The following is a 12828-nucleotide window of genomic DNA, read 5'->3' as shown; positions in this document are numbered from 1 at the left end:
ATTTTATGAAATTAACCACCGAACAAATAAACCAACTTTATCTTTTTACCCGCCAACATTATGTGGAATACTATGATTTGCAAACAGAATTAGTAGATCATTTGGCAAACGCTATCGAAATCGAATGGCAACAAAATCCTAAATTGACTTTTGACGAAGTCTTGAATAAAGAATTCAAGAAATTTGGGGTTTTTGGATTTATGGATGTTGTAGAAAGTCGCCAAGCTGCTTTGGGAAAAAAATACAATAGTCTGGTTTGGGAGCACTTCAAAGAGTATTTTGGTATTCCTAAAATTGTTTTAACTCTTGCAATGACTTTTTTATTATTTATCATTTTAAAAGCAAGTACCTATCAAGAGTGGACTATCATTGGTTTATATCTTTCACTGTTTGGTTTTACACTTTATGAGATGATTAAATCACAGAGGCTAAGAAATAAAAAAAAGAAATCGCAAGAAAAAAGATGGTTGTTTGAAGAAATTATCAATCAATACGGCGCTTTCTCTGGCGCCATACTTTTACCTTTTAATGTATTGTTACAAATATACAATCGTATTGATAGTTACGTAACTAATGATTATTTTTTACTAGTAATAAGCTTGGTTTTAGTGTTGTTATCTGTAACTCTTTTCATCATTTTTAAGGTAATCCCACCCAAAACACAAATCTATCTAGAACAAACCTATCCAGAATATAAATACGAAAAATTGTAACATTTTTTAATTTCGATCTACTTACTAACAAACCAAAAAACCAAACTATGATTTCAAAATTCCTTTTTCTTGAATGGAAGTCCTTTACTCGGTCGGCATCTTTTGCCACAAATCTTGCACTAAAAATCGTGATCGGATTTTTTGCCGCTTATTTTATTTTAATTTTCTTGGGAATAGGTGTGGGAGCATTTTATATCCTGAAGAAAATGAAACTAGATCCTGTAGTAGCGGTAAATCAGTTCCTTTTTTACTATGTAATCACGGATTTAATTATCCGATTGATGCTTCAAAAAATTCCAGTGCTTAACATTCGTCCCTTATTAATTTTTCCCATCAATAAATCAACCATTGTTCATTTTTCACTAGGAAAAACTATTTTATCTTTTTTCAACATTATTCATGCATTCTTTTTAATTCCTTTTAGTGTAGTATTACTTATAGAAGGATATGATCCTGCATCAGTTGTTTTTTGGTTCTTGGCCATTTATTCTTTATTCTACTGTAATAATTTCATCAACATATTGTTGAGCAATAAAGATAATTTATTTGCCATATTTTTAGGAACAACAGCCGTTTTAGGAGGATTGCATTACTATGGAATATTTGATATTACAGCATATGTAGCTCCGTTTTTTAATGCGCTTTTCAATACCTATTGGGCGTTCTTAATACCAGTGGTGGCACTAGTTGTTTTGTATTATGTAACCTTTCAATATTTCAAAAAGAACTTGTACCTAGACGCAGGTTTGTCCAGCAAACACGATGAGGCTAAAACAGAAGAATTAACTTGGCTGAACCAATTTGGAGCCATTGGAACTTTCTTGAAAAACGACATCAAATTAATTAAAAGAAACAAACGTTCTAAAACTACGGTAGGAATGAGTATTATGTTTCTTTTTTACGGTTTGCTTTTCTTTACCAATGGAATTCCGATGTACAACAATCCTACGATGCATATTTTTGCAGGAATATTTGTTTCGGGTGGATTCTTAATTACTTTCGGACAATTTGTGCCGAGTTGGGATAGCTCGTATTACCAGCTCATGATGACACAAAATATTCCGTACAAAGGCTATTTGAGTTCAAAATGGTGGTTAATGGTAATTGCTACCATTGTTACTACAATTATTGCTTCGTTCTATCTTTATTTTGGTGTACAAGTTTACTTAACCATCATTGTGGGTGCCATTTATAACATTGGTGTCAACTCACATCTTGTATTATTAGGAGGAGCGTACACTAAAACACCTATTGATTTAAGTTCAGGAAAAGGTGCCTTTGGAGATAAAAAAGCCTTCAATGTAAAAACCATGCTCATCTCCATACCACAATTAGGATTACCTGTATTATTGTATTGGCTTGGGTCTAAATATGGCAGTCCAACTATAGGTTTAGCGCTAGTAGCAGCCCTAGGTGTAATAGGTTTTGCATTCAAAGAAAAAGCATTTTCATTGATTGAAAAAACATATAAATCAGAAAAATACGCTACCATAGCGGCTTACAAACAAAAAGGATAAGATTCATAAAGATAATTTAATGCAATGGTGCTTAATTTTCTTAATCCCTTAATGGTTTAAAAAATAGATTAAGCAATTCAAGCAACAACAAACCAACCTATAAAACTTCAAAAAATGATACAAGTAAACAACTTATCAAAAACATATAACGGAACAACCGTATTAAAAATAGACTCATTAGAAATAAAAAAAGGCGAAAGCTTTGGCTTAGTAGGTAACAACGGCGCTGGAAAAACCACTTTTTTCAGTCTGCTTTTAGATTTAATCCAGCCCTCATCAGGAAACATCATCAACCATGGCGTACAAGTCAATACCAGCGAAGCCTGGAAACCTTTTACAGCATCGTTCCTAGACGAAAGTTTCTTGATAGGATACCTAACTCCCGAAGAATATTTTTATTTCATTGGCGATTTACGCGGTCAAAACAAAGCCGATGTTGATGCTTTACTCGCCAAACACGAAGAATTTTTCAACGGCGAAATCCTTAAAAACAAAAAATATTTACGCGATTTATCAAAAGGAAATCAGAAAAAAGTAGGGATCATTGCCACTCTTATTGGTAGTCCCGAAGTAGTGATTCTAGACGAACCATTTGCTAATTTAGACCCAACCACACAATTCCGATTGAAAAAAATCATCAAAGATCTAGCCGATGATCCTAACGTGACCGTGCTTGTTTCAAGCCATGATTTGCAACATACCGTTGAGGTTAGTGACAGGATTGTAGCCATGCACAAAGGAAACGTGGTCAAAGACATTCAAACATCGCCAGAAACCTTACAAGAATTAGAGCAGTTTTTTGCCGTATAAATTCAGCACAACAGTTCAAAATAAAATAGACAACGCTAATTCGCTTAAGAGAGGCTCCAAGGTTTGTATCTACTAAATGAATTAGCGTTTTCTTTTGGGCGTAACCCTCAGTCTCGTTCAGTAAAAAGAGACCTCGGGTCGGGCTTTTCGCTCTATCTTTATTTTTTTAAAGAAAAAAAATAAAGGATGCCGCTGCAATCCCTTACGCACTCGAGTAAAGTTCAAATAAAGCGTCATAATTTTCACGTTATCAAAAAGAAATGTATTTTTACAAGTTCATATACTAAAAGGTGTATTTCATAGTTAATTGATAAAAACGTTTTCCATTGAAAATCAATATATTTAAAACATTATCTGTCGGGTTACTTCTTACTTTTTTTGTAGCTTGTTCTACAAAAAAAGATACCTTCATTTCTAGAAATTCCCATGCCTTAAGTACTGAATACAACATCCTTTACAACGGACAAATAGCATTAGACAAAGGAATAAAAACCGTTAACGACAACAGCGATGATAATTTTTGGAATATTCTACCCATAGAAAAAATGCAAATTTCCGAGGAGTTTTCAGCGTCAAACAAAGCTAAAAACCCTGATTTTGAATTGGCCGAAACCAAAGCGACTAAGGCCATTCAAAAACACTCCATGAACATTAACGGCCGAGAAAAAAACATGCAAATAGATGAGGCGTACCTCATGCTAGGAAAAGCCAGATATTATGATCAAAGGTTTATACCAGCTCTTGATGCATTCAATTACATTCTTTACAAATATCCTAACAGTAGTAAAATTTACGAAGCTAAGATTTGGCGTGAAAAAACCAATATGCGTTTGGGCAATGACCCGCTCGTTATCAAGAATATTAGTAAGTTATTAGAAGACCATGAAGTAAAAAAACAAGTTTTTGCCGATGCAAATGCGCTTTTGGCTTCTTCTTTTTTAAACTTAGAACAAAAAGACAGTGCTGTGGCCAAATTAAAATTAGCCATAGATTTTACAAAAATAAACCAAGAAAGAGCAAGATATCGTTTTGTCTTAGCGCAGTTGTATCAAGAGTTAGGACATAAAGATAGTGCCGTAGCAATGTACCAAACAGTCATTGACATGAACAGAAAAGCGGAGCGCAAGTTTGTCATTCAAACACAAGCAAAAAAAGCAACGCTTTTTGATTATCAAAAAGGAGATGTGGCATTGTTCACTAAAACCTTTGACAAATTAATAAATGACCGAGAAAACCGCCCATTTAAAGATTTGATTTTTCATCAAATGGCTTTATTTCATGACAAGCAAAACAACCAAGAACAAGCAGTTGCGTTGTATAATGAATCCTTAAAATCAAATTCTAAAGATCCTTACCTAGTAGCTTCAAACTATAGAAATCTGGGTAATATGTATTTTAGAAATACAAAATATCCTATTGCAGCTAAGTATTATGATAGTACATTGGTAAAACTTAATGATAAGACTAGAGAGTTTGCAAAAATCAAGAAAATTAGAACAGATCTTGATGAGGTTATTTTATATGAAACCATTGCCAATAGAAATGACAGTATCCTGCGGGTGGTAGCCATGAGTACACCAGATAGAATTGCATATTATGAAAAACACATTGCGGTACTCAAAGAAAAAGAAGAACAAAAACGAATACTAGAAGAAAAAAACAAACGCATTGCTGACAATATAGCGGCAAATTCATCGATTAATTCACCAGATCCAGCTACAAATTTAAGCCCAGTTCTCCCTGGAGGAAGAAACGCTATGCTTCCGCCATCAGGGAATGCACCTATTTCACAACAAGCGCTCAGCACCTTTTATTTTTACAATCCCAATACAGTAGCTTTTGGAAAAGTAGAATTTAAAAAAAATTGGGGTGATAGAGAAGCCATAGGCAATTGGAGAATCGTAAAAGCTACCTCAAATGCAAGTTCAGCAAACGGTGATACTAATTCGCCACTTACAAGCGCAGCAGGAGAAACAACTACAGCCGTTGCGGAGCAATTCACTACTGATTTTTACATCAAGAAATTGCCTACTGAACAAGCCGACTTGGATAAGTTAAATAAAGACCGAAATGAGGCATATTATCAATTAGGAATAATCTACAAAGAAAAATTCAAAGAAAATCAATTGGCTATAGCCAAGTTAGAGAAATTACTTTTAAATAATCCTGAGGAAAAACTAGTATTACCTACCTTGTATAATTTGTATAAATTGTACCAAATTACCGATGTGAGTAAAGCAACAGCTATAAAACAAAAAATAGAAATTCAATTCCCTAATTCGCGCTATACTCAAATTATAAGCAATACCAGCTCAAGTTCGGTAGCTGTAGAAGAAACTCCAGAAACAACGTATAACAAATGGTATAGAATTTTCCAAAGTGAAGAGTACGTAACAGTATTAGAAAACATAGACCCATTAATTACACAATTTTCAGGTGATGCTATAGTGTCAAAATTTGAATTGCTTAAGGCCAATACCATAGGTAAACTAAGAGGAGTAACGGCTTTTAAAAATGCGTTGCAAGATGTTGCTGATAATTATCCAAATAGCGAAGAAGGTAAGAGTGCAGTGCTTACCTTAAAAGAGCAAATTCCATTTTTAGAAAAAATAGATTTCAAGACAACAGAAAGCGGTAAGTGGAAAGTATTGTACACCGTAGGGAAAAAAGATGCCGAAGCCACTAAACTCTTAACAGATAAATTAACCAAATTTATAAAAGATAACGATCTAACTGAATTGTCTTTCTCATTTGATGTGTATAATGAAAAAGAAAATTTCATCACAATCCACGGATTTAATTCTAGTGTATTTGCAACGAACATCACAACAAAAATACTAGCATTAAAACCTACTGGGAATGTGCCAAATGCCATTGTGATTAGCAATGATAATTATAAAGTAATTCAAATTAAAAAAAATCTTGAGGCTTATCTAGGTCTAAAAAAATAAACTATGTTTGATAAAAAGCAAAAACCATACACTGATCTTTTAGGTAAAACAAATAGAATTGTAGAAGCTACAACAATCACTGGAGACATATCCTCTAAGGCTGATTTTAGACTAGATGGAAATTTAATTGGAAATTTTCATTCAGAGGGTAAGATTGTTATTGGTCCCTTGGGTAGTGTTAAAGGAGACATAATTTGTAAAAGTGCTGATATAGAAGGAAAATTTGAAGGTAAAATTCAAGTAACCGAACTTTTAAACATTAAAGCAACCGCACGTATTAATGGTGAAGTTCTTGTGGGAAAACTTTCTGTAGAACCCGGAGCTGATTTTACGGCTACTTGTACCATGAAAATGATGAATACAAGTCAAACACCAAATGACAGTGAAAAAGGAACCAAAAAACAGTAATGTTAATAAGTGGCTTTTATTTATGGGAATCCCTTTTCAAATGGGGATTGTCATTTTTTTATTCACTTATTTAGGAATATGGCTGGACGGAAAATATACTCATGGAACAACCCCTTGGTTTACCATTGGCTTATCCTTATTTTCTGTTTTTGTTGGGCTATATAATGTCATACGTCAGGTGAACAACATTAATAAAAATAATAAATGAGCAAATTAATTACGTTTTTAAAATATTGTATACCCTTTACCTTACTATTGTATTTTGCACAGCAATATGCAACAACGGCTTTAGGATCTCAACACGATTTTTTTTACACAACTTGGAGTATTTATTTATTTCAATTTATATCATCATTACTCCTATATATAATACTACTTTTTGTTCATTCAAAATTGCCAGAATATACAGGGTTTGCTTTTATGGGGATTACGTTTTTTAAAATGATGGCTTCGGTAGTTTTTTTAATTCCTTTGATACAAGCAGAGGGGAGAGAATCTAATTTAGATATCGCTGCATTCTTTATCCCGTATTTCCTATTTTTGTTTTTTGAAACTGTATTTTCAATACGATTGATAAATAAAAGATAAGTTACTTGAAAATAATGCAATGCGATTGTAAAATTCATTTTTTAAAATCATCATTATAATTTTCAATTTTCAATTAAATATGTACCTTTGCAAAAAATTTTAAAAACGTTAAATCAGATACTCAATTAATAATGGTAATTTCAAAAAAATCACTTCAATTCCTGTTAGTAACTTTTCTAGCGTGTATGCCATTGGTTACTTTCGCAAATGAAAGCGCGGATAGTCTTCAAAACCATACTGAAAGTGCAGCTACACTTGCAGCGCCACATGGAGAATCGGGTCATTCTGAGAAAAAAGAATTTAATGCTACAGAGCTTATTAATGATCACATTGGGGATTCTCATGAATTTCATATTGCTGATTGGAATGGTCATCCTATAACATTTTACTTGCCTGTAATTTTATGGACTAATAATGGTTTAGAAATTTTTTCATCAGAGCAGTTTCACCATGATAATGATGGACACCATATAATTGATGTAAACGGTCAAAAACTGGTACGTCATGAAGAAGTGATTTATTATGCAGATAAATTTGAAACACTTACCGAAGCGCAAAAAGAATTAGGTGGTTTTGAATTTGATGCTAGACCGCTTGATTTTTCAATCACTAAGAATGTTTTTTCAATGTTGATGTCGGCTATAGTTTTGTTTATTTTATTTTTAATAGTGGCACGTTCTTACAATAAAAACCAAATGGCACCAAAAGGGATTGCTGGTTTCTTAGAGCCACTTGTAACTTATGTGAGAGATGAAATTGCAATTCCTAATATTGGAACAAAAAAATATGCGAAGTTCATGCCTTATTTATTGACCATCTTCTTTTTTATATGGATCAATAACTTAATAGGTTTAATTCCGTTTTTTCCATTTAGCTCTAACTTAACTGGTAATATCTATTTTACTTTTGTATTAGCATTTATCACCTTTATAGTAACAACATTAAGTGGTAATAAAGATTATTGGGGACACATATTAACGCCACCAGTACCTAAAGCATTATATCCTATTATGATTCCTGTAGAAATCATTGGTATGTTGACAAAACCTTTCGCGTTGATGATTCGTTTGTTTGCTAACATAACTGCAGGGCATATTATCATCTTGAGTTTAATTTCATTGATATTTATTTTTGAAACGGTTTGGGTATCACCTATATCTGGAGCTTTTGTATTATTCATGAGTGTTTTAGAAATGTTAGTTGCTGCATTGCAAGCGTATGTATTTACTTTGTTGTCAGCATTGTTTATTGGTCAAGCTGTTGCTGAGCACGACCATCATTAATTTGAGTTTTATTAATTATTAACTATATAAATTTACTATTATGGTATTAGCTGGAATTGGAGCTGGATTAGCAGTAATCGGAGCAGGTCTAGGAATTGGAAAAATTGGTGGATCTGCAATGGATGCTATCGCTCGTCAGCCAGAAGCTGCTGGAAAAATCCAAACTGCTATGATTATCGCTGCTGCACTTATTGAGGGTGTTGCACTTTTCGCAGTAGTAGTTGCGTTAATCGCAAAATAATTGAAATCTAAAATTTCCTGTAGCGGTTGGCTACAGGAAGTTTTTTTATTGAAAAATAATTTTATCAAATATATAAGAATATGAAATTAGGTTCACCAGAGAGTTTAATATTTTGGACAACAATAATTTTTGTAGTTTTCTTTTTACTACTCAAAAAATTTGCTTGGGGTCCTATTTTAGGAGCGGTAAAAAGTCGTGAGGACTCTATCAACAATGCATTAGCATCTGCTGAGTCAGCTCGTCTTGAAATGAGAAATCTTACTGCTAGTAATGAGCGTATTTTACAAGAAGCGCGTTTAGAGCGTGATGCTATGTTAAAAGAAGCACGTGAAATGAGAGAGAAAATGATTGCTGATTCTAAAGCTGATGCGCAAGCAGAAGGGGCTAGAATGATTGAGCAAGCAAAAGTTGCTATTGCAGCAGAAAAAAATGCAGCAATGGCTGAATTGAAATCTCATGTTTCTACATTATCTTTGGACATTGCAGAGAAATTATTAAAAAGCGAATTATCTAACAAAGAGGCTCAAACTAAACTAGTTGAGAACATGTTAGGAGACGTTAAATTAAACTAACATTATGTCAGGAACTAGAGCAGCAATTCGTTATGCGAAAGCAATTTTAGAAATCGCACAGTCAAAAGGTGTGGCTGATGCTGTTAATGCAGATATGAAAACTATTGCATTGACTGTTACAGAAAATCTAGAATTGAAAAACTTTATTGAAAATCCAACTTTAAAAGTTGATCAAAAACAAAGTGCTTTACTAGAGGTTTTTGCTGATGCAAATTCTGTGACTAAAAGTTTATTTCATTTGTTATTTGAAAACAAAAGATTTGAAATTCTAGGTGCTATTGCATCAGAATACAATAGTTTGTTTGACACAATGAACGGAGTTGAAGTAGCAACTGTTACTACTGCTGTTCCTATGGATGAAGCTTTAGAGGCCAAAGTTTTAGCTAAAATAGCTACTTTGTCTGACAAGAAAATTACAATTATCAATACGGTAGATCCTGCTATTATAGGAGGTTTTATTATTAGAATAGGTGACAAGCAGTACAATGCTTCTGTTGCAAACAGATTACAAGTTTTAAAAAGAGAATTAAGTAACTAAATTCTAACAATGAAAAAAATTCTATTTTTATTTATCTTAAGTACATCGTTATTTTCTTTTGGTCAGAAAATAAAAGAAGATGATGATCAGATTTTATTTGATAATGTTGCTGTAGCGAAAGTTGAAAAGGACAAAGCAGGTACGCAATTTAAATATACTTCAATTAATAATGCCAATGCTATCATTGCAACTTTGAAGACACATAAAATTGATGCCCAAAATTCTAAAAGTTGGTTAGTTGTTACAAATTTAGATGGTACAAAAACTGCAGAAGTAGATTTTGCTCTAATGTCTTTTACATTAAATTACAAAAAGGCTGTTGCAGAAATCCTTGCCAAAAAGTACAATATCATAACGTCTAATGGTGTAGAGAATCTTGATGTTTTTTTTGCTGAAGAGCGTCCAAGTATTTCAGCAGAGATTGAAAAACTGAAGGAATCTGCTAAGGGTTTAGAAAAAGACTTAGCGACAATGAACTATCAAGTTTTTCGTAGAGATAAATTGATTTTTTCTGGTGTTGTACCTGCAGATGCTTTTACAGATAGATACACCCAAGAACAAAACAAAGAGTTTATGTCAAAAGTGGTTGCGAAATATGATGTTTCTATGAAACAAAATAGTTCTCCATATCCTGTTTTAAATGTTGAAATCGCATCTTTAAGTGGTAGAGTATTAGTTCAAGCTGTTGAGAGAGGCGGTAAAATGGTTGTAGCATTAGTTGAATCTGATAAAACTTTTACTTATGTTCCAACTGCTAAAATCAATAATGCGGATTTGGCTTCTTCTGAAAGTTTTGTAAAAGAATTAGTTGATTTATCATACGTTAATGGTCAAAAATACATGACGCTAATGGAGGCCGAAGTTCTTTTAAAGGCAAGAGAAGCTGATAAAACTGCTAAATTAGACGCTGCTAAATTAAACTCATCTAATATTTATGACAAGAAAGGGTATGTAATTGATCAAAAAGGGGAAAAATTAGAAGGTGTACTTTCGATTGATTTTGAAAAAATTGTAATTCCTAATTCTTCTAACGGCATGGTCGATTTAGATGGCGTTGGGAAAATATTAAAAGTGGTAGCTAAAAATGAAAAAGGTGATTTTAAATATTACAGTTTTAAAGCAAAAGAGAATGTCCTTTTTAGTATTGTAAATGATGACAACTCTGATACAAAGTATAGAGCTTTATTAGCTAAAGTTGAAGAGGTTGCTGTACCAAAAGATAATTCTGCTCTTGATTTAGGTGCCATGGCTGGACTTTCATTAGCTTCTGCTTCATGGAAATATTTTAAAGAAGTACAAATTACAGATAAGATGAGTATTTACCAAGACATACCTTCAAATTCTTATGTAATTAAAATACCATCACAAGAAAAAGGGTTTCAAATCCTTATCAAAAAAGGTAAAGAAGAGAAGTTTTTTGCTAAATTAAAAGAGTATATCGGAGGTTCTGTATCTAGTAGTGACATAGAAAAAATTGATTACAGTAATGTTAATGGTTTAAAAGATTTAGTTGATTTATATTCTAAATCAATATAAAAAAATAGGTAAAAATAATTATTATGGCGGAAATTAAACCTGCTGAAATTTCAGCAATATTAAGAAAGCAAGTAGAAGGTTTTGAATCTGGTGCTACACTAGAGGAAGTAGGAACTGTACTTCAAGTTGGAGACGGTATTGCTCGTATTTACGGGCTTTCAAATGTGCAATATGGTGAGTTAGTTGAATTTGAAAACGGACTTGAAGCTATTGTATTAAACCTTGAAGAAGACAATGTGGGTGTGGTACTTTTAGGACCATCTACAGGAATCAAAGAAGGATCTACTGCAAAAAGAACACAACGTATTGCTTCTCTTAAAGTAGGAGAACAAATGGTAGGTCGTGTTGTAAATACACTAGGATTTCCTATTGATGGAAAAGGACCAATAGGTGGTGATTTATATGAAATGCCATTAGAAAGAAAAGCTCCTGGAGTTATCTTCCGTCAGCCAGTTACTGAGCCATTACAAACAGGTATCAAAGCAGTTGATGCAATGATCCCAGTAGGTCGTGGACAACGTGAGCTAGTTATTGGTGACCGTCAAACAGGTAAATCAACTGTTTGTATTGACACCATCTTAAATCAAAAAGAATTTTACGATGCTGGGAAACCGGTATTTTGTATCTACGTAGCTATTGGACAAAAAGCTTCTACTGTAGCAGGAATTGCTAAAATGTTAGAAGAGAAAGGTGCAATGGCGTATACAGTGATCGTTGCTGCAAATGCATCTGATCCAGCTCCAATGCAAGTTTATGCTCCATTTGCAGGTGCTGCTATTGGGGAATATTTTAGAGATTCAGGTCGTCCAGCTTTAATTGTTTATGATGATTTGTCTAAACAAGCTGTTGCTTACCGTGAGGTTTCTCTTTTATTAAGAAGACCACCGGGACGTGAGGCTTATCCTGGAGACGTTTTTTACTTACACAGTCGTTTATTAGAGCGTGCTTGTAAAGTAATTGCTGATGATGGAATTGCTAAAAACATGAATGATTTACCAGATTCATTGAAATCAATTGTAAAAGGTGGTGGTTCATTAACTGCTTTACCAATTATTGAAACTCAAGCTGGTGACGTTTCTGCATATATCCCAACAAACGTAATTTCGATTACTGATGGTCAAATTTTCTTAGATGGAGATTTGTTTAACTCTGGGGTTCGTCCAGCGATTAACGTAGGTATCTCGGTATCTCGTGTTGGAGGAAATGCACAAATTAAATCAATGAAAAAAGTTGCGGGTACATTAAAGTTAGACCAAGCACAATTCCGTGAATTGGAAGCGTTTGCTAAATTTGGTTCTGATCTTGATGCTGTTACTTTAAACGTAATTGAAAAAGGAAAAAGAAACGTTGAAATCTTGAAACAAGGTTTGAATGATCCTTATACTGTAGAAGATCAAGTTGCTATTATTTATGCAGGATCAAAAAACTTGTTGAAAAACGTACCTGTTTCTAAAGTTAGAGAATTTGAGAAAGATTTCTTAGAATTCTTAAACGCTAAACACAGAGGAACTCTTGATGCGTTGAAAGCAGGGAAATTGACTGACGAAATTACAGATGTAATTGAAACTGTTGCAAAAGAATTATCAGCAAAATATAACTAAAACTAGTCAAAAGTTGTAAAGTCCAAAGTCTTAAATTCAGTCAATCTGTTTTATATGACTTTAGACTTTA

The 12828-nt window shown here is 33.3% G+C and carries 13 protein-coding genes; 12 read left to right on the top strand and 1 reads right to left on the bottom strand.

All coding sequences use genetic code 11. From position 1 onward, the window contains the following. The first annotated feature begins 5 nt into the window (after window positions 1-5). From K5V07_RS00235 to K5V07_RS00210, 6 genes are all read left to right on the top strand, one after another. Entirely contained in the window at window positions 6-713 is a 708-nt protein-coding gene (locus tag K5V07_RS00235; RefSeq protein WP_221915893.1) for a hypothetical protein, read from the top strand. 47 nt (window positions 714-760) lie between these two features. After that, window positions 761-2230 carry a DUF5687 family protein gene (locus K5V07_RS00230; RefSeq protein WP_221915892.1) on the top strand — a complete coding sequence of 490 codons (1470 nt, stop codon included), beginning with the start codon at window positions 761-763 and terminating at the stop codon, window positions 2228-2230. A gap of 114 nt (window positions 2231-2344) precedes the next feature. After that, on the top strand, window positions 2345-3040 hold the full coding sequence (locus K5V07_RS00225; RefSeq protein WP_221915891.1) for an ABC transporter ATP-binding protein: 696 nt from the start codon (window positions 2345-2347) through the stop codon (window positions 3038-3040). Window positions 3041-3366: 326 nt separating this feature from the next. After that, a complete protein-coding gene (locus tag K5V07_RS00220; protein WP_221915890.1) occupies window positions 3367-5991 on the top strand; it encodes a tetratricopeptide repeat protein in 2625 nt (874 codons plus the stop codon). Between the two features lie 3 nt (window positions 5992-5994). Further along, the gene (locus K5V07_RS00215) at window positions 5995-6399 is read left to right on the top strand and encodes a polymer-forming cytoskeletal protein (protein WP_086453043.1); all 405 of its coding nucleotides are present in this window, start codon (window positions 5995-5997) and stop codon (window positions 6397-6399) included. Then, window positions 6368-6607 (top strand): AtpZ/AtpI family protein, encoded by a 240-nt coding sequence (locus K5V07_RS00210; RefSeq protein ID WP_086453042.1) that lies wholly within the window; start codon window positions 6368-6370, stop codon window positions 6605-6607. Before K5V07_RS00215 ends, K5V07_RS00210 begins: the two co-directional genes overlap by 32 nt. Window positions 6608-6782: 175 nt before the next feature. On the opposite strand, the gene K5V07_RS00205 is transcribed toward K5V07_RS00210, so the two are convergent. Beyond that, window positions 6783-7025, bottom strand: coding sequence for a hypothetical protein (locus K5V07_RS00205; protein WP_221915889.1), 243 nt, complete (start codon window positions 7023-7025; stop codon window positions 6783-6785). 93 nt (window positions 7026-7118) lie between these two features. Here K5V07_RS00205 and atpB point away from each other — a divergent pair, with 93 nt between their 5' ends. The 6 genes from atpB to atpA all read left to right on the top strand — a co-directional run bounded on the left by atpB (window position 7119) and on the right by atpA (window position 12758). Beyond that, window positions 7119-8270 (top strand): F0F1 ATP synthase subunit A, encoded by a 1152-nt coding sequence (gene atpB / locus K5V07_RS00200; protein WP_221915888.1) that lies wholly within the window; start codon window positions 7119-7121, stop codon window positions 8268-8270. Window positions 8271-8310: 40 nt separating this feature from the next. Next, window positions 8311-8511 (top strand): ATP synthase F0 subunit C, encoded by a 201-nt coding sequence (gene atpE / locus K5V07_RS00195; protein WP_031453874.1) that lies wholly within the window; start codon window positions 8311-8313, stop codon window positions 8509-8511. 80 nt (window positions 8512-8591) lie between these two features. Then, window positions 8592-9083 (top strand): F0F1 ATP synthase subunit B, encoded by a 492-nt coding sequence (locus tag K5V07_RS00190; RefSeq protein WP_221915887.1) that lies wholly within the window; start codon window positions 8592-8594, stop codon window positions 9081-9083. A 4-nt stretch (window positions 9084-9087) separates the two neighbouring features. Beyond that, a complete protein-coding gene (atpH, locus tag K5V07_RS00185; protein ID WP_221915886.1) occupies window positions 9088-9621 on the top strand; it encodes an ATP synthase F1 subunit delta in 534 nt (177 codons plus the stop codon). 9 nt (window positions 9622-9630) lie between these two features. Beyond that, entirely contained in the window at window positions 9631-11157 is a 1527-nt protein-coding gene (locus tag K5V07_RS00180) for a hypothetical protein (protein ID WP_221915885.1), read from the top strand. A gap of 23 nt (window positions 11158-11180) precedes the next feature. After that, window positions 11181-12758, top strand: a complete 1578-nt coding sequence (gene atpA, locus K5V07_RS00175; protein WP_144889987.1) for a F0F1 ATP synthase subunit alpha — start codon at window positions 11181-11183, stop codon at window positions 12756-12758. Window positions 12759-12828 lie beyond the last annotated feature (70 nt).

Origin of the sequence: Flavobacterium sp. CHNK8 (genome assembly GCF_019774515.1) — a bacterium.
Lineage (GTDB): Bacteria > Bacteroidota > Bacteroidia > Flavobacteriales > Flavobacteriaceae > Flavobacterium > Flavobacterium tiangeerense.
Note: the sequence above shows the minus strand (reverse complement) of the source record. Positions and strands in the feature narration are given on the sequence as shown.

Coding starts and splice junctions, on each gene's coding strand:
- atpA (WP_144889987.1), top strand. CDS start 11,181: ATGGCGGAAATTAAACCTGCTGAAATTTCAGCAATATTAAGAAAGCAA.
- K5V07_RS00215 (WP_086453043.1), top strand. CDS start 5,995: ATGTTTGATAAAAAGCAAAAACCATACACTGATCTTTTAGGTAAAACA.
- K5V07_RS00230 (WP_221915892.1), top strand. CDS start 761: ATGATTTCAAAATTCCTTTTTCTTGAATGGAAGTCCTTTACTCGGTCG.
- K5V07_RS00180 (WP_221915885.1), top strand. CDS start 9,631: ATGAAAAAAATTCTATTTTTATTTATCTTAAGTACATCGTTATTTTCT.
- atpH (WP_221915886.1), top strand. CDS start 9,088: ATGTCAGGAACTAGAGCAGCAATTCGTTATGCGAAAGCAATTTTAGAA.
- K5V07_RS00210 (WP_086453042.1), top strand. CDS start 6,368: ATGACAGTGAAAAAGGAACCAAAAAACAGTAATGTTAATAAGTGGCTT.
- atpB (WP_221915888.1), top strand. CDS start 7,119: ATGGTAATTTCAAAAAAATCACTTCAATTCCTGTTAGTAACTTTTCTA.
- atpE (WP_031453874.1), top strand. CDS start 8,311: ATGGTATTAGCTGGAATTGGAGCTGGATTAGCAGTAATCGGAGCAGGT.
- K5V07_RS00190 (WP_221915887.1), top strand. CDS start 8,592: ATGAAATTAGGTTCACCAGAGAGTTTAATATTTTGGACAACAATAATT.
- K5V07_RS00205 (WP_221915889.1), bottom strand. CDS start 7,025: ATGAATTTTACAATCGCATTGCATTATTTTCAAGTAACTTATCTTTTA.
- K5V07_RS00225 (WP_221915891.1), top strand. CDS start 2,345: ATGATACAAGTAAACAACTTATCAAAAACATATAACGGAACAACCGTA.
- K5V07_RS00235 (WP_221915893.1), top strand. CDS start 6: ATGAAATTAACCACCGAACAAATAAACCAACTTTATCTTTTTACCCGC.